Genomic DNA, 21,711 nt, shown 5'->3' with positions numbered 1-21,711 from the left:
CAACAATAAACAACTAATATAGTGTTGATTATAAACAAATTCTAATTAAATAAATCTTAAATTTTATTTAAAGGAAATTTAATAGGATTAACGTCCCCAAGAACCGCCTCCACCGCCGGCTGGTCGTGCACCAGGAGCACCAGCCCCAGGTCGAGCTCCCGGACCTTGTGGCGCAGGAGCAGCACCACCTGGACGAGGAGCTGGCGCACCACCAGGAGCAGCTTGTGCCGGGGCACCACCACCTTGTGGCTGTCCGCCTTCCATGCCACCGCCATTATCACCTTCTTGCTTCAAATCATCGTTACCCACAGATTTTTTGTTTCTTCTCCGTGGCGCATCCATGCTCATTTTGCCAATGCTGTAACTAAAGTTTACTCTAAAATTCAGATTGGTTCGCTCATTAACGCTTATTTGGCTCAGGGTTGGTGAAGTTATTTCGCTTCTTATTTTAATAGAAGTATTAAAGAAGTTTTCAGCCCCAATACCTACGCTGCCTTTTTTATTCTTAAGGTCTTTTTTAATGTTTAAACTATACATCCCGAATCCTCCCTGAAACCCTTGCAGCAAGATCTGACGGCCCCGGTAAAACCCAAACCCTTGTAATCCCCAGCCCTGACCCAGGTTATAGTTACCCATTAAACGGGCACTTGGCACCCAACCTTCATTATGCGCATTTAAATCAGAACTTGGATTGTTATTGTTTAAAACAGCATAATATACATCAGTACCTCCGTTTATCCGCAACTTGTTAGATAAATCCAGGCTACCAAATACGCTAAAACCATAAGCATTTTCTAAACCAATATTATCAAAGGTAGTCCGGATGGTATCGCCGGCCAATGGTTGCCTGATACTTTGTATGGAATTATTAGTATTACGAGCAAACGCTGTAAAATAAATGGCTGCACTCTTGATGTAGGTATTATAACCAAGCTCCACGTTGTTGGTATATTCCGGACTCAGGTTAGGATTACCTTCTGTAAACTGCGTTGTATTAAAAAACTGCCGGTTCGGGTTCAGGTATTGCAAAGATGGTCGCTGAATCCGGCGATTATACGCCAGTTTTACCGAATTGCCAGCCTTTAATTTTTTAGAAACATTTACACTTGGCACCAGCACCCCATAAGACGGGATGGCAATGGTTCCCTGGTCAGAACTTCTGAAGTTGGCATTAATGGATGTATACTCGTAACGGCTACCTGCTTTAATGCTGTAATTGTTTTTAGTAGTTAAGGTATAAGCTAAGTATCCGGCCATTATATTCTGATTATAAGTAAAGCTGTTGCTGGCGCTTCTTTTATCATCCACCACAAAAGGGCCATTTCCGGTAGCAATTAAAGTGGTGTAGTTACTGGTTACATTCCGGATAATTTCTTTACCGCCCACTTCTATTAATTGATTTTTACCAATTGGTGTTTGGTAATCTATCCGGACAGTATTTTCCTGGTTAAAGCTTTTATTATCGTTCCGGGTATGGTTTGGTACCGTCTGACTATTAAATGTCATGTAATTTAAATAATCGCTGTTGCGGTTATTGCGGCTAAACTGGGTTAATACACTTAATTCCCTTTGTGGTTTGTCAAAGGTGTGGGTATAATCCAGGTTCACATCTATCGTACCGGAGTTGTCTTTGTTTCGGATGTTCTGTACCGATTTCCCGGTTATATCATCGCCCTGATAACGGGTAATGGATAAGTCATCCTGTAGGGTTCTTCCGTTCCGAATCCCGTAATTTACCCCGGCACTTAAAAAATTCTTTTTGTTTATATCATAATCCCAGCCAAAACTATACCGGCCAAATATATTGTTATTCCGGGTATCTGCGGTTTGAAAGGTTCGGCCATTGGGTGTAATCTGAGTCATTTCAAAACTACCCGGTGTATTGTAATTAGATCGGCCAAAACCGCCTAAAGAAAAGCCCATTTTACCAGTCCGGTAGCTTCCCCGCATGCCTAAATTAGAACCCCGTAAGCCAGCACCGGTATCCAGGTTTAAGGTACCGCCCCGTAAAGTATTCTTTTTAGTTACAATGTTTATAATGCCACCAGAACCTTCCGCATCGTACCGGGCCGACGGAGAAGTAATTACTTCCACCGACTTAATCATGTCAGCTGGAATTTGTTTCAGTGCATCTGCAATGCTACCTGCCGTAATAGTAGAAGGGCGGTTGTTTATCAGAACAGTTAAATTCTGACTGCCTCTAATGGAAACATTTCCATCCATATCAACCGATAACATAGGCACTTTACGTAACACATCCGTAGCATCACCGCCCCGGTTAGAAATATCGTTTTCGGCATTATATACAGTCCGGTCTACTTTCTCTTCAATTAAGGCCCGTTGCCCTTCAATTGTTACTTCTTTTAATACCTGTGCACTACCATTGACTTTGATAGCCCCCAAATTTACATCTGAGTTCCTATCTGCTACCCGTACATTATCAATGTTACGGGTTTCGTAACCAACAAAAGAAACAGCTACCCGGTAAGTACCCGGACCTACTTTCACGATTTTAAATTTACCGGCATCATCACACAAAGCGCCATCCAGAACTTTACCGGAAGTTGGATCTAATAAGGTAACCGTAGCATAGGCTACAGGTTGCTGATTAGCAGCATCTAAAATAGTTCCAGAAATACTGCCGTTACCTTTAGGCGCTGTACTGGCTGCATTAGTAATTGGTGAAGATCCGCCGGCAGGTGTTTGGGCCTGGGCAAACCAGGTTAAGCAGGCAAAAGGAAAAATTAATAAAGACTTTTTCATAAAATTATTATTGCAATGCTGTTTAAGACCTGAGGTCTTTTATATTATATAAGCTTATCTCCCCTGCTAATTTGACCGCTCTTAAACTATTATTAATCAATAGATCTTTAATAGTTAATTATACAGCAAATAAATAGCTTTTTGATTAAACAATTTTTACTACTAGACCAATCCGGATGAATATTCGACAATCCGGTCCTTTTCCTGATTCTTCTGATAAACCATGAAAAAAGCTGTTTTGTCGAGTGAAAACTCCAAAGGGTATAAAACTTGGGTTTATGGCGGGTTAATTTATGTTTATCTATTACCTTTAAATCTGTACTTCTAAACAACTACTCCTAAAGGAGCTTATGCAGTCTTTTATAAATCAGAGAAGAGTACTATTACTACATCTTTCCTTTTGGTGTGTTTATATTTCTTTTTCGCTTTACCAATTAAGCCAGTTTCGTCATGGGCGCGGTATCGATTGGACACAGGGCCTGGAATATATTAGTATCCAGCTGTTATTTAATGTTTCGATAGCCTATTTAAATTATGCCATCCTGTTACCGCGGTTTCTGGAAAGTAAAAATCTGTGGCGTTATTTTGTAGAGTTTCTGGTGCCGTTTGCTTTTCTGGTTACTGCCCGGATTTATCTGCAACGGTATTTAGTAGATGGTTTAAGTCGTCAGGAATGGTTTTTTTATTCGCCGCTGTTTACGGTGCAAGTAATTTTCATTACGTTGTTTATAGCCATTTTTGTTGGGATGCTGCGCTTTGCCAAAGATTGGTTTGAATTTGAAGCAAAGAAAAAAGAAATAGAAAATGAGAAATTATATGCCGAACTAAACTTTTTAAAAGCCCAGATTAACCCGCATTTCCTGTTTAATACCCTCAATAATTTATATTACCTGGCCTATACCCAATCGCCCAATACCACCGAGGTTATTGCCAAACTCTCGCAAATGATGCGGTATATGATTTATGATTCCAATTACCCAAAGGTGCAGCTAAGTAAGGAAATAGAATACATGGAAAACTACATCAGCCTGGAACGGCTTCGCCTGAACAACCAAATTCCGATACATTTTGAGGTGACAGGTAACCCTGATCAGTTTTTTATTGTGCCTCTGATTTTTATAACTTTCCTGGAGAATGCTTTTAAACATGGGGTAAGCAACAATCAGGCAGGTTGCTGGGTAAATATTTCTATTGATTTAAAGGGCAAGGAATGCTGCTATACCGTAGAAAACAGTAAAGTTACCGCTACCAATTTAGTTGCCGGCAACAAATCAGGCATTGGCTTACAAAACGTGCAACGGCGCCTGGAATTAAGTTATCCAAACCAATATACCCTAAAAATAGAGGATTTACCTGATCGTTTTTTTGTGCAACTTAACCTTACTTTGGCATAAATATGAATTGCTTAGTTGTTGAAGATGAACCTCTAGCCCGGAATCTTTTAGTAGATTATGTTAAAAAAGTACCCTTCCTGACTTTAATAGATGCCTGCGCCAATCCCTTAAGCGCCATTGATATCCTGCAAAATCAACCCATCGATTTATTGTTTCTGGACATCCAGATGCCGGAAATAACGGGCATTACGTTACTCAAGATTCTGCAAAAAAAGCCACTTGTAATTTTAACTACTGCTTATTCTGAATATGCTCTGGAAGGCTATGAACTGGATGTAGTTGATTACCTGCTGAAACCCATAACGCTGGAACGCTTTCTGAAAGCCGTAGATAAAGCTAACCAGCGTCATACTGTTGCGCAACCTATCCTTTCGGCTTCTCCTGCAGAAAATCAGCAACCATTTGTGTTTGTAAAGGATGGCACTAAACTGGTAAAAATTAGATGGAATGACATCTTATATGTAGAAGGGCTTAAGGATTATGTGGCTATCCATACCCGGCAGCAACGTATTGTTACCTTACAACGATTAAAGAACTTGGAAAATCAACTGCCCCCGGAAAAATTTATCCGGGTGCATCATTCGTATATAGTAGCGTTGGAAGGCATAGAAGCTATTCATAAAGATAAGGTGCAGATTGGAAGCAACTATATACCAATTAGTGATTCGTACCGGAAATTATTTAAAGAATTTATTGATCGGAACCAAATTCATCCGGAGTAAACTTTCGGCGGTAATGCTTTAATGGTTTTTGGATGGTAAGGTATTGCGGGTGACGTCAGATAAAGAATACCATGCCTTTATTAGGAAAAATAGAACTTTTTACCTTTGTTTTGCAGCTATAAAAAGAAGCATTTAAAACTATTGTGGGTTTGTTTTCATCAGGCCAGCAGTTTTTTTCTCCCGTTTCGCTTCCTCCTGTAAGGGTTTACTAAAAAGAATAACGGTAGCTTCACCTGTCTCTTTATTTTCTTGGTAAGATAAATTTGTTTTTTTACCTGACCAGGCATAAGTAGTTCCTAATTTACCGACTGGTTTTCCTTTACCATATTCCTTGTTCAGGTAAGCCAACATTTTTTTGTTAGTAGTAGGTCCTTTTGTTTTGATCAAAATAGAGCTTAACTTATTCTTGTAGAAGAAATACCAGATTGTCTGAAGCGCTACTTCATCTATTTTCAAATCATCCCCAATTTTCTCGTAAACTTTAATATTGCCCTGGTCCTCTACCATATCCAATTGAGCAAAAGAACTAATATCAGCCTCTAATTTGGCTTCCTTAAAACCGTACCGTTCATCTAATTTTGTATGCTGCTGCCCAAATGCAACTATGGTTATCACTAGAAATAATCCTGTAATTAATTTACCCTTCATATTTTTAACCTATTATAATTTACCAAAACAGTTTTCTAAACTTTATTAAACTACTAAAATCCTATTAGTAATCAGCCAATACTTAGGCAACAGGCAATATATACCAGCTCGAGTTTGAGATATACGCAGAAAAACAAAAAGATTTATTCTGTAAAAAGAAGAAGCAAAGACAACAATCAATAATTAACAACTTGGTAAAAAGCACATTATCAGAGTTTCCCAAATTTATATTATTTCAAAATTTTGAACAGCAAGCCAACTATTAATTATTGGCTTTCATTTTCCTTTTATTTTGAAAATACTTCAGGATTGGCACGGTATTTTCCCTTATAATTATTAATTTGCCAATACTAAACACCATTTTAATTAAATCGAATGAAGCGAAGAGAAGCCATCTTAACAGTTACTGCCTTAATGGGTGGAGCCTTATCTACTCCGGCCTTAGGTGGTTTGCTGTATGGTAGCCGAAAAAAAATACTAGGCAATTCTGCCGGGGTACAAGTAGCCATTTCCGACAACCAGAAACGGATGATTGGTGAAATAGCCGAACTTATCATTCCTACTACTTCTACCCCTGGGGCTAAGGCGGCTAAAGTGCCTGAGTTTATAAACCTGATGGTTGCAGATTGTTATTCTGAGAAAGATCAGCAATACTTTTTAGCTGGTTTAGATAAATTCGATAACACAGCAAAATCTACTTATGCCAAAGGATTTTTAGCCTGTTCCCAGGAACAGCAAATAGAATTGCTTAAAAAAGCTGAAGCCGAAAGCATAGCTCAGCGCAATACAGCCGGCACGCATTTCTTCCGCACCATGAAAGAGCTAACTTTATTGGGTTATTTCACTTCAGAAATTGGTGCTACTCAGGCCCTGGATTATGTTCATATTCCGGGCAGATACGACGGTAACATGACCATTGTACCTGGCAAACCAGGTGCCAAGGGCTGGGCGCTTTAATTATTCTGGTACTACAAATATCCTTGCTGGTTTTTAGGATTTGAGTTTCCCCTCCCTTTTTAAACACACCAGCCTGCAAACTAGATTTCAATCATGTTTATAAACGGAAAAGCAAAAGAAAAAAACACCTATGATGCCATTGTGGTTGGCTCGGGCGTAAGCGGTGGTTGGGCCGCAAAAGAACTAACCGAAAAAGGTTTAAAAGTATTAATGCTGGAGCGTGGTAAAAATATAGAACACGTTAAAGATTATAAAACAGCTTTAAAACATCCCTGGGAGTTTTCGCATCGGGGCAGAATTACTCATGCCCAAAGCGAATCGCACCCTTACTTAAAACGCGATTATCCATACAACGAAATGACGGAGAATTTCTGGATAAACGACCAGGAAAATCCGTATTCAGAGAAGAAACGATTCGATTGGTTCCGCGGTGATATTGTTGGTGGTAAATCCATTATGTGGGGTCGGCAATCGTACCGCCTGAGCGACATGGATTTTGAGGCTAATGTTAAAGATGGTATTGCCGTTGATTGGCCGATCCGCTACAAAGACATTGCTCCCTGGTACGATTACGTAGAGAAATTTGCGGGCATTAGTGGTCAGGCAGAAAACCTTCCGCAATTGCCGGATGGCCAGTTTTTGCCACCCATGGAAATGAACTGCGTGGAAAAAGAAATAAAAAAAGGTATTGAAGCTAAATTTCCGAACCGCCGCATGACCATGGGCCGGGTAGCCAACCTAACTAAACCGCATAATGGACGCGGCAATTGCCAATTCCGGAATATGTGTAACCGGGGTTGTCCGTTTGGCGGCTATTTCAGTACTCAGGCTTCTACCCTGCCGGCCGCTCAGGCTACCGGCAACTTAACTTTACGTCCGGATTCGGCAGTAAACTCGGTTATTTACGATGAACAAAAGCAACGGGCTACCGGCGTAAGAGTTATTGATACCAAGACCGGGGAAATGACAGAGTATTATGCCCGTATTCTTTTCATTAACGGCTCCACATTAGGTACTACCTTTGTTTTATTAAACTCTATATCAAGCCGGTTCCCGAATGGCTTGGGTAACGATAGCATGCAGTTAGGCCATAACCTGATGGATCACCACTTCCGTACCGGTGCCAGTGGTGAATTTCCGGGTATGGAAGATAAAACGTTTTTTGGTCGTCGGCCGAATGGTATTTACATTCCGCGCTACCGCAATATTGGCAACGATAAACGTGATTACATCCGCGGTTTTGGTTACCAGGGCAGAGCCAGCCGCGATAGTTGGGAGCGGGGTGTAGCCGAAATGGGTTTTGGACCAAATTTTAAAGAAGCTTTAACCAAGCCAGGCGCCTGGAAAATGGGCTTGGGCGGCTTTGGTGAGTGTTTACCTTACTACGAAAATAAAGTAACCCTTAATACTGCCGTAAAAGATAAATTGGGGCAACCTACTTTACTGTTCGATGCTGAGTTTAAAGAAAACGAAATGAAGATGCGGAAGGACATGGCCAATGATGCAGCCGAAATGCTGGAAGCCGCTGGTTGTAAAAATGTTAAAGCTTACGATAACGGTTCTTATCCGGGTATGGCTATCCACGAAATGGGTACTGCCCGTATGGGTCGGGATCCGAAAACGTCTGTTCTGAATGGCTTTAACCAAATGCATGCCGTGCCGAATGTTTTTGTAACAGATGGCGCCTGTATGACTTCGGCCAGCTGTGTAAATCCGTCCCTTACTTATATGGCTCTTACGGCTCGCGCGGCTGATTATGCAGTAAAAGAGATGAAGAAGGGAAACATTATCTAAAATTAGATCATCAAACCAATAACATGACCAATTTACGTCGTTCATTTTTGAAAAAAGCCGCCGGTACGGCTGCCATGGCTACTCTGGGAAACTCATTAGTTAACCGGCTAGAAGCAGCTGATTCTGCTATGGGAAGTAAGCTCAAAGGCAAAATTAATCACTCCGTTTGCCGCTGGTGTTATGATAAAATTCCGTTAGAGGATTTATGTAAAGCTGCCAATAAAATAGGTTTAACCTCTATTGAATTGGTTGGTCCCGGCGAATGGCCTACCTTAAAAAAATATGGTTTAACTTCTGCCCTACCGCAGGGCGCCGGCATGGGTATTGATAAAGGATTTAATAATCCGCAGTACCACGATGCGCTTATTAAAAGTTATGAAGAAGTTATTCCGCAGGTAGCGGCGGCCGGGTTTAACCAGATTATTTGCTTTTCTGGCAACCGGAAAGGAATGGATGATGAAACGGGGATGAAGAATTGTGCTACTGGTTTAAAACGCCTGATGAGTACAGCTGAAAAGCACAACGTAACCCTTGTAATGGAATTACTGAACAGCAAAGTAAACCATAAAGATTACATGTGCGACCATACCGCCTGGGGCGCTTCTCTTGCCGATATGGTTGGCTCGGATAAGTTTAAATTACTGTATGATATTTACCACATGCAAATAATGGAAGGTGATGTAATTGCGACTATTCGCAAGTACAACAAATATATTTCGCATTACCATACCGGGGGCGTACCTGGCCGCAACGAAATAGATGAAACCCAGGAGTTATATTACCCGGCCATTATGAAAGCTATTTTGGAAACCGGCTACAAAGGCTTCGTGGCCCAGGAATTTATTCCAAAACGGGAAGACAAACTAGCTTCTCTGAAACAAGGGGTACAAATTTGCGATGTAGCTTAAAAAAGTAATAATAAAAGAAAAGGCCAGCAAATGCTGGCCTTTTCTTTTACTTTAGATACTAACTCCAAAGTCTATCGTGAGAACGTTTCTCATTCCATTCCGGAGTTGGACGGAAGAAGCTGTTATCCTTCGGATCTAAATGTTGTTTCATTACTTCTTCGTTTAACTCAATACCTAAACCTGGAGCTAAACTTGGCACATTTGCATAACCTTTCTCAATCAGTTTACGACCATCAGTTGTTTTTACCATAGTTGGCCACCAGGCCGAATCTGGTGAGTGGTGCTCCAGCGCCAGAAAGTTCTGAGTGGCCGCGGCACAATGTACGTTTGCCATGAATGAAATAGGTGTTCCGGCAAAGTGCATAGCCATAGCCACACCACCTTCTTCGGCATAATCACCAATTTTCTTAGTTTGCAAAATACCGCCAGAAGTAGCTAAATCCGGGTGGATAATATCCACTGCATGGTTGTCTACCAGCTTTTCAAAATCTTTTTTATAATAAATATCTTCGCCGGTAATAGTTGGCGTTTCCAAGGCATTAGTAATAGTTTTCCACTGCTCAGTCCGGAACCAAGGCACCATATCCTCTAACCAGGCCAGGCGGTATTTCTCAACTGCTCTGCCTAAACGAATGGAATTATTCAGGTCAAAGTGGCCATAATGGTCAGAAGAAACAGGGATTTCATACCCTACTATTCCTCTTACTGTTTCCACAATATTAGCCATTTCTGCTAAACCTTTGTCGGTAATTTGGATGGCCGTAAAAGCATGTTCCGTTAATGCATAAGGTGTATTCCCCCATTGCGAACCTGCCCCACCCCAGAAAGCGGTATTTACGGTAGAGCCCTTCTTCCCTTCTAAAGAACCAATAGACAAGTCCATTTTTAACCAGGTAAATCCTTGATCCTTAATCCTTTTTCGAACATTTTCTTTAAATACAGACATGTTCTTATCTTCCGGGGTATCGGCATATAAACGAACTTTATCGCGGTAACGGCCACCTAATAACTGCCAAACCGGTACGCCATAAGCTTTACCAACTAAATCCCAAAGAGCCATTTCTATTGAAACCACACCACCAGACTGACGAGGACCTGAGCCACCAAATTGTTGGATAGATTTAAATATTTGTTCAACATTACAAGGATTCTGACCTAAAATCCGGCTTTTCAACAATAAAGCATACCGCTCATCACCACCATCTCTAACTTCACCTAAACCATAAATACCTTGGTTAGTATCTATCCGAATAATTGGGCAACGACCAGCAGTACCGGTTAATACCACGGCATAACGCACATCGGTAATTTTCAAATCGGCCGGGTTAGAAGATCGGTTAACCTGAGAAGTAGCCTGTGCCAGCGTATCCCCAATACCCATACCCATCATGCCAGCTAAACTCAACCCACCTAAAGCTGTTTTCTTTAAAAAATTCCGCCGATCGGGTTTAGTGGCCGGATTATTAATTTCTGCCTGTATAGCGGCAGCCTGTACCCTTTCATCTGCTTTATTGGCAGCAACAATTTGTTGAATAATACTCTTCATTTGCTTGTTTGTGAATGTAATTTATTGGTGTAATCAGAATATCCGGTACTAAGTAATAATTTAACGGCTTAATTTATTGCTCAATTCTGTAGACATTTAGGTTTTAAGCAGCTTAAAATAAATTTCTACATCTAATTATCTTTCCTGCTTTTATTCATAGTTCAGGGTTATCCTTCCCCATAGCAGCTTATAGCTGGTCATATCAACGTAATTAAAATAAGTCCCAGCGAATGAAGTACTCCCTTCAGTTCCTTATTATTAGTCCTACTTTCAAAATACTTCTGAGGCATTTAAAGCAAAAGATATAATTAGTATTCACTTCTACTTTTATAACTAACACAATTAATTAAATGCTGGGGAGTAAGTTAAAATTTCTATTAGTTTAACAAAACTAGGATATAAAATAGTAACAAGCGCGCCCTTTTACAAATGATTCCGAATCGCACAATACTTGTCATTATACATTGACTATCAGCGATTTAACAACAATAAAAAGGCTCCCTTTTAAGAAAAAGACTCCAGAACCATATGTTTTCCATCACCAAACCAATATGTAATCTTCTAGAATAAATACTTCTTCCCTAGCAAATGTCGAAGCCACATTACCTTAGCTCATTAATTAATTTTATGCTAAAATGAAGTTATCTGATCAGGTAATGCCTTAAGTAATTTTAAAAATTTTGAGTTTTGAGTCTTAATTTTACTCAAGCTAAGAAAACAAAAAAGCCCCAGTCTTTAGCAAGGGCTTTTTATAGTAATGGAATCTATTTTTTAATTCCACTCCGGAATGGTCATATCATTGGCAACAGCAGGATTGGCATTGATCTCAGCTGCCGGAATAGGAAGCAGAACATGTTTATCCTGGAAAGGCTGAATACCCAGCTTAGCTTGTTTTTCGGCATTAATGGTTTGCTTGGCTATTCCCCAACGAATTAAATCAAACCAACGCGATTGTTCACCTGCCAGTTCTATCTGCCGCTCCCGGCGTACAATCATCCGAGCGTTTTGCTGGCTACCCAACGTGGTATATTCAAAAGCATTCACTCTTTTTCTAACCCGGTTAATGAGCGGCCGGGCCAATTCTACCTGATTGTTTTCAATGTAAGCTTCGGCTAGCATTAACAACACATCGGCATACCGTATAACCTGCGAATTAATAGGACTTTGTGACTGTACTGTTTTTTCCTGGAACTCATAAGGCTCGTATTTCCGGAACCGATAGCCTTGAGTTTTCTCATTCGGATTATAAGCTATTGGTCCATTAGGGCAGGTGTTACAGTAATCAGGATCGCCACCACTAGCTGCATCCCCATAAAAGGTCAACTTTCCTCTTGGGTCGGTATAGGGCTGGCCCGTCTCGTCCTGGTATTTAAAGTTTTTTACAATTGCATCCGAGATAAATACGTTTCGCCAATCGTTAAATCCATATTCCTGTGCCCTGCGGGTGTGGGTTGTTTTCGCATTAGTACCCTCCACAGCATAATTATAACCGCTGCCCGGGAAATATCTGTGAGGAATATCAAAGATAGTTTCCTTGCTGTTTTGGTTCTGATCGCTAAACTGGTGATCGAAGCTGGGATTCAGGTCATAGCTAAAAGGAGCCGTTGTAAGTTTTACCAATTCCTGAGCAGCCAAATCAAACTTTTTCTGATATAAATAAGATTTACCTAACATAGCAATGGCAGCACCCTGTGTTGCCCGACCTCTATTGGCACTGGCATAAGTTACCGGCAAATCTTTAATGGCAGCTTTAAATTCATCTTCTACAAATTTCCAACCTTCTGCCACGGCAACCCGAGGAGCTGCCGAAACATTGGACTCCTCAAAAGATTTTCGGATAGGTACCCGACCCCATAAATTAACCAGATTAAAATAAGCCCAACCCCGTAAAAAGTGAGCCTCAGCCAGGTACTGCTTTTTAAGATTTTCCTCATTGGCATTTGCGGTTTTCCAGGCTCCTACCTTATCTAATACCAAATTGGCTCTAAAACCCATCCGGTATAAAGAGGCCCAGGTTACCGAATGAATGGTATTGGCCCGGTCATAACTAAAATTTGCATACTGAGCCAAGTCGCCGAGTAATGGGGCATCCCGTTCAGCATCGTTACCAATTAAGTCTAATAGAAAATACCATTCCCGGTAATACATGCCGGCATGCAGAAATACTGCATAAGTGCCAATTACTGCCTCGTTGTACTGAGATTGCCCTTTAAAATAGGTATCTAGATTATAAGCATTCTCATTTTTTATATCTAAGCTTTCGTCTTTACAGCTGGCCGTGAATAAAGAGGCTGCCATAAGTAAAACGCTAATTTTCTTTTTCATATTTGTATTTTAATAAGTTGAAAACTATATCTAATATGAACTAAAAGCCAACCTGAAAGCCTAGCATGAAGGTTCTTGGCTGTGGATATTGTCCAATATCAATACCTCTGGTAAAAATAAAATCACCTTCGGTATCCGTGTTAGAACCAGATATTTCCGGATCGTAACCTTTGTATTTGGTTATCGTGAACAGGTTCTGAGCGGTGAAATAGACCCGAAGGCTAGAGATGGTATTGGCCGTTAAAGGTTTGATTCTGGCTTCCGGAATGGTATAACCTAAAGTTAAATTACGCAGGCGGGCAAAAGAACCACTTTGCACAAATCGGGTAGATGGCCGCAGGTTTAAACTACCGGTAATGTTCTGGCCAGCCCGAGGTACATCGGTAACATCTCCTGGTTTTTTCCAACGACGTAGTATTTCGGTTGTTGAGTTGAAAGGACGGGTCATACCTTCTGTCCAGTAGCCCAAGGCATTAACAATATCCACGCCGGCTACTCCTTGTAAAGAAGCCATTAAATCGAAGCCTTTAAAACCTAAGTTTAAGTTGGCACCATAATTCCATTTAGGGTTTGGATTACCAATGTACTTTTGGTCGGCATTGGTTACCTGGCCATCTCCATTCAAATCTTTAAAAATGATATCACCCGGCCGTAAACTTGCCTGATAGGTACCCCCTGGAACACCTTTAGAAACAGCCATGGCATTGTATTTATCTACATCAGCTTGGTCAATGGCGACGTGATCCACCACAAAACCGTAGAATGCCCCAATAGGACTACCTGGCTCTGTACGGGTCCAGGAAGCTACAGCCTGATAACCTCCTGATAAAATAGGCGATTTAATGATATCTCCTAAAGAAGTAACCTGGTTTTTGTTGTAAGCCCCATTTACCGATAAGCCATAGGTTAGTTCGCCCACATTATTATTATAAGCAGCCTGTAATTCTACTCCCCGGTTATAAGCCGAAGCAGCATTAGTCAGAATAGCCGATTGTGTTCCCTGGGTACCGCCATAGCCCGCCGAAGTTGGCAAGGGCACATTTACCAATAAGTCTTTACTATTCCGGTTATAATAGCCCAAGCTAAAGGTCAGTTTATTGCTCAGGAAGGCAGCATCAACCCCAAAATCAGTGGTGGTGGTTTCTTCCCATTTCAGGTTTGGGTTATACGGTACCGCCAACGTAGATCCTTGCACTAAGCCTTCATCGGGCCCTAAAGAATACACCACGTTGTTACTGTTCTGATTTCCTTTCCATACTAATGGCATGTATACATAAGGCGGAATATTGGCATTACCGGTTCTACCCCAGCTGGCCCGTAATTTCAAGTCAGACAAGAACGGAACTCCTTTCATAAATTCTTCCTCGGATAAGCGATAACCCACGCCAACGGATGGGAAATAACCTACCCGGTTTTTAGGCCCGAAAACAGAAGAAGCATCCCGGCGAGCCGTAGCAGAAAAAATATATTTATCTTTCAGGGTATAATTAATCCGGGCAAAATAAGAGTTAAAAGCCGGTTGGGAGTTGGCCTGCGCCGAAGTTAAAGTAGGGGTAGCGGTCATACCAATCTGATGGATTTCATCATTCGGTAAATTTTCGCCCCTTAAAGCAACGGACCGGAACAAACCGGTTGAGCGGTAAGAATTACCAGCTGTTAAAACAAAACTATGGTCGCCTACTTTTTTATTATAAGTAAAGTAGTTTTCGATTATAGGGTTAACCCGGTAACTGTATCCTTCGTTTACGGAGCTTGGGAACGTCAGCTGCGCATTCTGGTAAATAGGGTTGAAGTTGTAATCCTGGCTAAAGTGCACCCCAATTCCTAATTGCGAACGGAATTTTAATCCTTCAACAATATCCAATTCCCCAAAAAACTGCCCATATGTGGTATAGTTACGGTCTCTTCTATCGCGTAAACTAGGTTCAACTAACGGGTTTTGGGCATCATTCAGATCTGTAACAGTGGTAACTACGGCAAAGCCTCCTAAATTTGCCGGATCATAAATGGGGGAATAAGGCGGCATCCGCAGACCTGCAACAAAGCTAGGCGTTACGCCCTGGGTAACAGAATACCGAACGTTTACCTGCTGACCAAACCTGATTCTCCGGCCCACATTTTCCTGCAGGTTTACCCGCACGTTAAATCGCTGAAACTTTAAGCCAATTACGGAGCTTTCCTGACTTGTATAACCAGTAGAAATACCATATTTAACATTTTCAGTTCCCCCATTCAGGCCAACGTGGTGCTCAGTTACTTTGGCTGTCCGAAACATCTCCTTTTGCCAATCGGTTCGGGTTTGGAGCACGTCAGGGGTATTTAACTTTGCCGGAAGGGCCGTATTGGTATTAGCAGCAAATTCTTTTACAAAATCCACATATTGCGGGGCATCTAAAAGGTCTAGTTGCCGCCAAGCTTTGGAAACCCCTACGTACCCGTTATAAGTAACTTTTGGGGCTCCGGTTTTAGCCGTTCGAGTGGTAACAATTACAACCCCGTTAGCGCCCTGGGCACCATAAATAGCAACCGACGAAGCATCTTTTAAAACTGTTATATCCTGAATATCATAAGGGCTTAAGGAATTAAAAGTGCTCTGATCGCTTTGGATACCATCAATTACATACAGAGGAGTTGTACTGGTAAAGGAACCAGCTCCCCTTACTATAATTCTGCTACCAGAACCAGGCAAGCCACTATTATTCACGACCTGTACCCCGGAAACTTTTCCCTGAATCAGCTGCGAGGTATTACTTACTGCTACATCGCCAAAGTCTTTCCGGGAAGCTACTCCTACCGCTCCTACTACATCTTTCTTTTCCTGCACCCCATAGCCAACTACTACTAATTCCTGCAGGGCTTGAGAATCATCGGCCAGAGAAACATTTTGGGCTCCTGGCCCCCGATAGGCTACTTCTTTGGAAGTAAAACCAATATAGGTAAAAACAAGCGTACCTGGCTGCTCCGGTACACTTAAAGAATAAGTGCCATCTGCCCCGGTGGTGGTGCCATTGGTAGTGCCTTTTACTAATACGGTTACGCCAGGTAAGGCCTCTCCTTTATTGGAGACCACTTTACCGGTAATGTGCCAATTAATCAGGCTTTCTGCATGTAGATTTGTTCCATAAGCGTTGTTTGTTTTTAAGTCCCTGGTTTTAATTATTGTAGCCTCTGCACTGGCATTAAAGGCACAAACCATTAATAAACCAAAGACTGACTTCTGCCAATCATTAGATTTTTTTTTCATTTTGGTGGATGTTTAAATAGAAAATAAAACTGTGGTAATAATGATCTTGAAATGAGTTCGTGTGGATTTGTGGGGCGGAAATAGGTTTACTTTTGTTTAACCATAGGCAAATAATTTAAAGATTAAGTTTATCTATAGATATGTATTTAGTACAATATCCCCAATTTAAGATATAGCACATTTCGGTTTTTAATAGTATTAAATTTTTTCAAATAATCAAATACAATAAATTATATCTTTTAAAATATTACCCGTAAAAAAGATTAAAATTAAAAACCCGCTACTAACCTTTATTTTTTAAAATTTTTTCAATAAACCCCTGTTATTTATTTATTTTAGAATTGATTCTTCTGCTTCATGTTAAGGTTGGGTGGCTCAGATTTAGAAAATAAGTTAACCAGAACAGAAAATGCTGTATACCTATGAAAGTGGCTGCCTCCTGCCACTGGTCTAACCAAAACATTTATTCATCACTGCAAATTATTCATTTGCAACCTTATACAAAATAATAAAGGTGCCATTTTCCTAAACAGCGGCTGACATAAGAGCTGATTTTGCTTAAAAAGCAAAACAATATGGTAACTAACGGCAAGTTGGAATAAGTCGTAAAAAAAAGAACCCCCAGAACTCTAAAGTCATGATCCTGGCATAACCTTAGCTTTTACAGCAAAAAAAATAAATATTGCCTGTTTCTTGATAATATCCTAAATATCTTCTTTTGTCAGGTTAAAGTACTCGCTGGGAGATTGATTGGTGATGCGCTTGAAGGAACGATTGAAAGCACTCTTGGAATTAAATCCAACTTCAAAGGCAATGGCCAATAAGGTATAATTCTTAAATCGGGGAATTTCCAAGCGTTTTTTAAATTCTTCTATCCGATAAGTATTAATAAAATCAAAGAAGTTTTTGTTATACCCTTCATTGATAACCCGGGAAAGTATGTAAGGTTGAATTTTTAACTTAACAGCTAATTCATTTAAAGTAAGTTTTGAATTAGTATAAGGTTGATGCCGCTCCATATAAGTTTCTAGCTTTTGTTTCAGCTGCAGTAAGTTCTCGTCTATTGGTTCTTCTGGCTTTTTTTCAGGTACTACACGTTCTACTTTTACCTCTTCAAGTGGCAGATTCTCACTGGTTCCAAAAACTGAAATTGGTTCAGGGAGCTTAAAAACCTCAGGCTGATGAACAGCAAAGTAACCTAATAAATAAGAAGTTGCCGAAAAAATCAGCCAAATGCCCGCCTGGCTCTTCTCCGTAATGGCCAGTACATCGGCCGAAAAAACTTTACCGTGCACAAAGACTAAAGCCGTAAATAACCATAAACCCAGGCAAACGGCCTGAATAATCATTACCGAATTCAGATAGTTCAGGTTTTCTTCGTAGGAAAACCGGGTTTCGGCCTGGTCTTTAAATAATTTTAGGTTCTTTTTAATAATCAACCAATAGTAGCCATTAATACCTAAGGCAATGGCCTCTGTTCCTACCAGAACCAGCTCCAGATTAGGTTCGTTATTTACAATGTAAAGCATTAAGTCCCGTTGGTCCATCAATAAAAAGGGCAGGTAAATAACTAGCTGCACCAACACCAAACTAAAATGGAGCCACTTTATATTGTTAGATTCCTCAGAGTCGAACAAAAGATTCTGTACATAAAAATAAAAAAGGGGCGCATAGCTAAAGAAAATAAAATCGGGCAGTAAAAGTAACTGCGGAAAAACATGATCAATAGCACTATTGCCTCCTAATACCCGAATGCAGATAATGAGCGAAGTAAGCAGCAGCAGCAACACCAGCCACTTATTAGCTTTGCGGTTATTATTTTGTATGGTTGGAATAACAATAGCCAGCAAAAAACCATTGAAGGCAGCACACAACAACAAAATATCAAAAATTGAAAAGGAATGCAACGTCTGCGGAATATCCTGCCAGCCCTCAATGTCCACTTTGGTTTCGGTTTGCCCAATTTCTTCCCCGCGTTTTATATTCCGGTTTGCAATTGGCTTACCATTTTTTTTACCTTCTACTGATTCCCAGTTGCCGCGGGTAAATTTGAAGGATAACGGATCCTCATCAGAATACACACTTATTCGGTAGGTACCGTCGTATTGTTTTCGTAACCGATATGATTCGTCGCGGGGATTCCAATTATTAAAATTTCCGGCAATGTATAAGGTGGCATCGTGCGGCGTATTTGTTGGTATTTTTTCCACAACAAATCGGTAGGTAACTCTATTTTTCCAGCCATCTATCTGGATTTGCACTAGTTTAGGATTTGATTCCTGGGTTACATCATAAACCCGGTTGCTTCGGTGCCCTCCCTGCTTGTTTCCCTCTACAATGGTCCAACTCCCCTGCGTTATCTTGTATTCGAAATACTGGAGAGAATCTGGCAACTCTAAGTAAAATATACCCCTGGCATCTTTCCTGAAAGCATAAGCCGGATCACCAGGACTCCAGCCATTCAAATCAGAAGCTAAAAATAATTTTCCTTCTGGTATCAGTAATTTAGGTAGCTTAACTATTTCTAGTCGTATTTGGCCATACCCAACTTGGATACCAAACAAAAAAAGAATAAGAAAACTCTTAAACACCCGAAGCATAGAAAGAAAATTATAAGCAATTTTTCTAAAGTACGAATTAAGCTAGATAATTCTATTGCTGATCTAAATTAAAATAGGGTACACCTTTAGCTCCATCAGGAAATACTTTTTAAATTTTCTGATGGAGCTACAGCATCCTGAAATAACTACTTTGTATGTTTTATGATCTAATGCTTCTTAGCCAGGTAAACTTCCATGTCCTGTTTGGTAGCCGCTATCTTCTTGGGGTATTTGCCTACCCAGCTTCTCAAATCATTCTTGATGGCATCACTCCAGTCACCATAAATCTAACCCGCTGGATACTTATTCTGATTTAGCAGCACCCGCTCAAACTCATCCCGCAAAGTGGTTAAGGCTTTTACTGTTTCCGGTGTGGAGCCATAGTGCACCTGGGAACTGGCAAAAAAACTTAGAAAAATAAACGGAATAATCAGGAAATGTTTGACTTGCATTATTAGTTTAATGTAGTAGCAACGGGAGGATATTTTAGTTAAGTATTAATAAAACCGGCAAGGTTAAACCCCCTAGTTGGGGAATACCCTTCTCAATAAGCTAACAAAACTAAAGTACTCTTCCCCTACAAGCGCACCACTTTCCAAAGTTGCCCCAAAGCGCCTCCTTTCCTCTAACACACTAATATACAATTCTAAATAAATCTCAAAAGTATCCTTATAATAAAAGGACACCAATTTACAAGATTAACAATAACAGCTAATGCTGAATAAAGGAGCAAAATAGAATTCTTTGACAAAGAAAAAAGGTATTAAGGCTATAAGCAGGCTTGCTCAAGCCATTAATGAATGGAGTAATACGGAGACAATAAAATTTTCAACCTGTCCACCTTAACATTATGCTCAGCTAGTGGAAGGAACTGAGGCCTAATAATAAAAGAGCCCCAACTTTAAAGAAAGCTGGGGCTCTTTTTTTATTAGGCAAGGACTTATTTTTTAGCTAAACCAACTTTCCCTTGCAGGGCTTCGATAGCTGATACCAGGTAAACAAAAGGAGAATTCCAGTTAATGGCAATCTCGTTTGAGGCATACGAACAACTTTCATCTAAATACATTTCATCCGGAAAAGTAGAAGTATAGCCTTCGCACTTGTCTTGCTTATTGGCTATAGCATTGGTACCTCCGGAAATTAACCCTGGCACCGGCTCTACAATGCCATCGGCTACTGAAGAACGGTGGTGCGGGTTTATAGTAGATTTTTCACCAAATCCTGTTAAAAATGAATAACCTACGGCATTCCGGCCTAATAAATAATCCAGGTTAGAAAGGGCACCGTCAATATATTTCCGGTTACCAGTAAGTTTATAGGCCTGGATTAAAGCAATGCCTTGGTTAGAAGCATTGGAAGTACTTCCCCAGTTGTACTCTTGCGTAGTTTTACCAAATACGGTCCGGTAAGTACGCTGAGAAACGCCGTCTAGCAATCCATCAGCAAAACTCACAATCCGCTTTTTAATTTCTGGTATGTCCTTAGAAGCCGCCGGTGTTAAATTCTTTTCAAAACGAGCCAAAGTATAATAACCTAATAACCGAACTTGTGCCCAGGAAGGTAAAGGCATATTGGTATCCGGCAGCATATTTACAGCTGTATAATAGCTATCTTTTTTAGTAGTAACATATAGTTCAGCGGCGGCCCAGATAAATTCGTCACTAAATTCCCGATCCCCATAAGCACCTGTGGTTACATCCGGATCAAACTGCTTGTTTATGGCATCCTGATCATAAATTACCTTTGGGTTTTTCTGCGCCCATTCAAAAGCCCGCGTGGCCGCTCTTAAACAAGAATCCGCCAGACCCGGAAACTCCCGGTTAAACCCGCCATAAACCCGGCTGGCCTGCGCCATTACTGCAGCAAAATCCAAAGCAGCTGCAGTGCCTTTCTGCACTACATATCTGTCTTTAGTGGCTTCATGCGGCATAATCATAGGATCAAATGAAGGATTGGTTAACTTGTGGTAAACACCTCCGTCAGTAGGATCCTGCATGGTCAGCATCCACCGCAAATTCCACAGCACCTCGTCTAAATGATCCGGCACCGTATTTTTACTTTCTGGTATATTTAGCTTCTGATTTTTATAATATTCCGGAAAATCTTCATAAGCCGATAACAGGGTACCCATGGTAATGCCACTATTTACAATATACTTATTATAGTCACCTGCATCAAACCAACCTCTGGTAGAATAAATAACTGTACCAGCCGGACGTTCCGGAGAAGCGGCAGATGGGTGTACAATGGCTTTACTGGTGGCATGCCCTGCCGGCCGCGCCCATTTTCCAGCAAACTCAGGCTTCAAATCCATTGACATGCGTTGGTAATAAAACCCTTTCATAGCGGCATCAGCTACTTCTTTATGCACATTAGGTTTAATATCAAATGTATACGAGTATCCAACGTTTGGAATTTCCACTACATAAGAACCAGCTTGTTTAAAACCCGAAAAATCAGCCACGCGGGTTGGTTTTTTAGAGAATTCCCCTAACTTGGTTGCTGAAAGGGTGCCGGTAAAAACGGTTTTAGAGCGGTCCTTAGTTTTAACATAAAATTTACCGCCTTGGTTTTCGCCCACCACAACGGCCATTTTAGGCCCTTCCGGATAAAAACCAATTTGGTTCAGACGTATATTTTCCGATAATTTTTGAGCATTAGCCAATGTTCCCATAAAAAGGAGCATTGAAAAAATTGAAATTTTTAAACGCTTCATGTTTAAATTTAATTTGGTGGTAGATTATTAATTTACGCTGCCATAAAAGCCCCTAAATATAGCGAAAATCCGGTTGTTTTAGCTAAACTGGTTT

13 protein-coding genes are annotated in these 21,711 nt (G+C 40.7%); 5 read left to right on the top strand and 8 right to left on the bottom strand.

The window, feature by feature from the left end; all coding sequences use genetic code 11:
• Positions 1 to 87 precede the first annotated feature (87 nt).
• Positions 88 to 2,763, bottom strand: coding sequence for a TonB-dependent receptor (locus ADHAQ_RS26090; RefSeq protein ID WP_071781128.1), 2,676 nt, complete (start codon positions 2,761 to 2,763; stop codon positions 88 to 90).
• Positions 2,764 to 3,113: 350 nt separating this feature from the next.
• On the opposite strand from ADHAQ_RS26090, the gene ADHAQ_RS0116870 reads away from it, so the two are divergent.
• A complete protein-coding gene (locus ADHAQ_RS0116870) occupies positions 3,114 to 4,157 on the top strand; it encodes a sensor histidine kinase (RefSeq protein WP_026463933.1) in 1,044 nt (347 codons plus the stop codon).
• A 2-nt stretch (positions 4,158 to 4,159) separates the two neighbouring features.
• Positions 4,160 to 4,879 carry a LytR/AlgR family response regulator transcription factor gene (locus tag ADHAQ_RS0116865; RefSeq protein ID WP_245590629.1) on the top strand — a complete coding sequence of 240 codons (720 nt, stop codon included), beginning with the start codon at positions 4,160 to 4,162 and terminating at the stop codon, positions 4,877 to 4,879.
• A 138-nt stretch (positions 4,880 to 5,017) separates the two neighbouring features.
• On the opposite strand, the gene ADHAQ_RS0116860 is transcribed toward ADHAQ_RS0116865, so the two are convergent.
• The gene (locus ADHAQ_RS0116860) at positions 5,018 to 5,527 is read right to left on the bottom strand and encodes a hypothetical protein (RefSeq protein ID WP_026463931.1); all 510 of its coding nucleotides are present in this window, start codon (positions 5,525 to 5,527) and stop codon (positions 5,018 to 5,020) included.
• 375 nt (positions 5,528 to 5,902) lie between these two features.
• On the opposite strand from ADHAQ_RS0116860, the gene ADHAQ_RS0116855 reads away from it, so the two are divergent.
• From ADHAQ_RS0116855 to ADHAQ_RS0116845, 3 genes are all read left to right on the top strand, one after another.
• Positions 5,903 to 6,484 (top strand): gluconate 2-dehydrogenase subunit 3 family protein, encoded by a 582-nt coding sequence (locus tag ADHAQ_RS0116855; RefSeq protein WP_026463930.1) that lies wholly within the window; start codon positions 5,903 to 5,905, stop codon positions 6,482 to 6,484.
• Between the two features lie 93 nt (positions 6,485 to 6,577).
• Complete coding sequence (locus ADHAQ_RS0116850; protein WP_026463929.1) at positions 6,578 to 8,278, top strand: GMC oxidoreductase; 1,701 nt, start codon at positions 6,578 to 6,580, stop codon at positions 8,276 to 8,278.
• A 23-nt stretch (positions 8,279 to 8,301) separates the two neighbouring features.
• Positions 8,302 to 9,186 (top strand): TIM barrel protein, encoded by an 885-nt coding sequence (locus tag ADHAQ_RS0116845; protein ID WP_026463928.1) that lies wholly within the window; start codon positions 8,302 to 8,304, stop codon positions 9,184 to 9,186.
• 58 nt (positions 9,187 to 9,244) lie between these two features.
• Here ADHAQ_RS0116845 and ADHAQ_RS0116840 read toward each other — a convergent pair whose 3' ends face one another.
• The 6 genes from ADHAQ_RS0116840 to ADHAQ_RS26080 form a co-directional block, all read right to left on the bottom strand.
• Positions 9,245 to 10,732 (bottom strand): mandelate racemase/muconate lactonizing enzyme family protein, encoded by a 1,488-nt coding sequence (locus ADHAQ_RS0116840; protein WP_026463927.1) that lies wholly within the window; start codon positions 10,730 to 10,732, stop codon positions 9,245 to 9,247.
• A 771-nt stretch (positions 10,733 to 11,503) separates the two neighbouring features.
• A complete protein-coding gene (locus ADHAQ_RS0116835; protein ID WP_026463926.1) occupies positions 11,504 to 13,057 on the bottom strand; it encodes a RagB/SusD family nutrient uptake outer membrane protein in 1,554 nt (517 codons plus the stop codon).
• Positions 13,058 to 13,097: 40 nt separating this feature from the next.
• Entirely contained in the window at positions 13,098 to 16,253 is a 3,156-nt protein-coding gene (locus tag ADHAQ_RS26085; protein WP_425393694.1) for a SusC/RagA family TonB-linked outer membrane protein, read from the bottom strand.
• A 752-nt stretch (positions 16,254 to 17,005) separates the two neighbouring features.
• Positions 17,006 to 18,901, bottom strand: a complete 1,896-nt coding sequence (locus ADHAQ_RS0116825) for a helix-turn-helix domain-containing protein (protein WP_034256888.1) — start codon at positions 18,899 to 18,901, stop codon at positions 17,006 to 17,008.
• A gap of 287 nt (positions 18,902 to 19,188) precedes the next feature.
• On the bottom strand, positions 19,189 to 19,353 hold the full coding sequence (locus ADHAQ_RS28180; RefSeq protein WP_157433447.1) for a hypothetical protein: 165 nt from the start codon (positions 19,351 to 19,353) through the stop codon (positions 19,189 to 19,191).
• 488 nt (positions 19,354 to 19,841) lie between these two features.
• Positions 19,842 to 21,617, bottom strand: coding sequence for a glycoside hydrolase family 9 protein (locus ADHAQ_RS26080; RefSeq protein WP_034256887.1), 1,776 nt, complete (start codon positions 21,615 to 21,617; stop codon positions 19,842 to 19,844).
• Positions 21,618 to 21,711 lie beyond the last annotated feature (94 nt).

Origin of the sequence: Adhaeribacter aquaticus DSM 16391, assembly GCF_000473365.1 — a bacterium.
Lineage (GTDB): Bacteria > Bacteroidota > Bacteroidia > Cytophagales > Hymenobacteraceae > Adhaeribacter > Adhaeribacter aquaticus.
The sequence above is the reverse complement of the archived record's forward strand: the minus strand, read 5'-3'. Positions and strand labels throughout refer to the sequence as shown.

What these genes read in the sequence shown, in the direction of transcription:
- ADHAQ_RS0116825 (WP_034256888.1), bottom strand. Translation starts at nt 18,901, where the DNA reads ATGCTTCGGGTGTTTAAGAGTTTTCTTATTCTTTTTTTGTTTGGTATC.
- ADHAQ_RS0116860 (WP_026463931.1), bottom strand. Translation starts at nt 5,527, where the DNA reads ATGAAGGGTAAATTAATTACAGGATTATTTCTAGTGATAACCATAGTT.
- ADHAQ_RS26090 (WP_071781128.1), bottom strand. Translation starts at nt 2,763, where the DNA reads ATGAAAAAGTCTTTATTAATTTTTCCTTTTGCCTGCTTAACCTGGTTT.
- ADHAQ_RS0116855 (WP_026463930.1), top strand. Translation starts at nt 5,903, where the DNA reads ATGAAGCGAAGAGAAGCCATCTTAACAGTTACTGCCTTAATGGGTGGA.
- ADHAQ_RS0116835 (WP_026463926.1), bottom strand. Translation starts at nt 13,057, where the DNA reads ATGAAAAAGAAAATTAGCGTTTTACTTATGGCAGCCTCTTTATTCACG.
- ADHAQ_RS26085 (WP_425393694.1), bottom strand. Translation starts at nt 16,253, where the DNA reads ATGGTTTGTGCCTTTAATGCCAGTGCAGAGGCTACAATAATTAAAACC.
- ADHAQ_RS0116865 (WP_245590629.1), top strand. Translation starts at nt 4,160, where the DNA reads ATGAATTGCTTAGTTGTTGAAGATGAACCTCTAGCCCGGAATCTTTTA.
- ADHAQ_RS28180 (WP_157433447.1), bottom strand. Translation starts at nt 19,353, where the DNA reads ATGCAAGTCAAACATTTCCTGATTATTCCGTTTATTTTTCTAAGTTTT.
- ADHAQ_RS0116850 (WP_026463929.1), top strand. Translation starts at nt 6,578, where the DNA reads ATGTTTATAAACGGAAAAGCAAAAGAAAAAAACACCTATGATGCCATT.
- ADHAQ_RS0116840 (WP_026463927.1), bottom strand. Translation starts at nt 10,732, where the DNA reads ATGAAGAGTATTATTCAACAAATTGTTGCTGCCAATAAAGCAGATGAA.
- ADHAQ_RS0116845 (WP_026463928.1), top strand. Translation starts at nt 8,302, where the DNA reads ATGACCAATTTACGTCGTTCATTTTTGAAAAAAGCCGCCGGTACGGCT.
- ADHAQ_RS0116870 (WP_026463933.1), top strand. Translation starts at nt 3,114, where the DNA reads ATGCAGTCTTTTATAAATCAGAGAAGAGTACTATTACTACATCTTTCC.
- ADHAQ_RS26080 (WP_034256887.1), bottom strand. Translation starts at nt 21,617, where the DNA reads ATGAAGCGTTTAAAAATTTCAATTTTTTCAATGCTCCTTTTTATGGGA.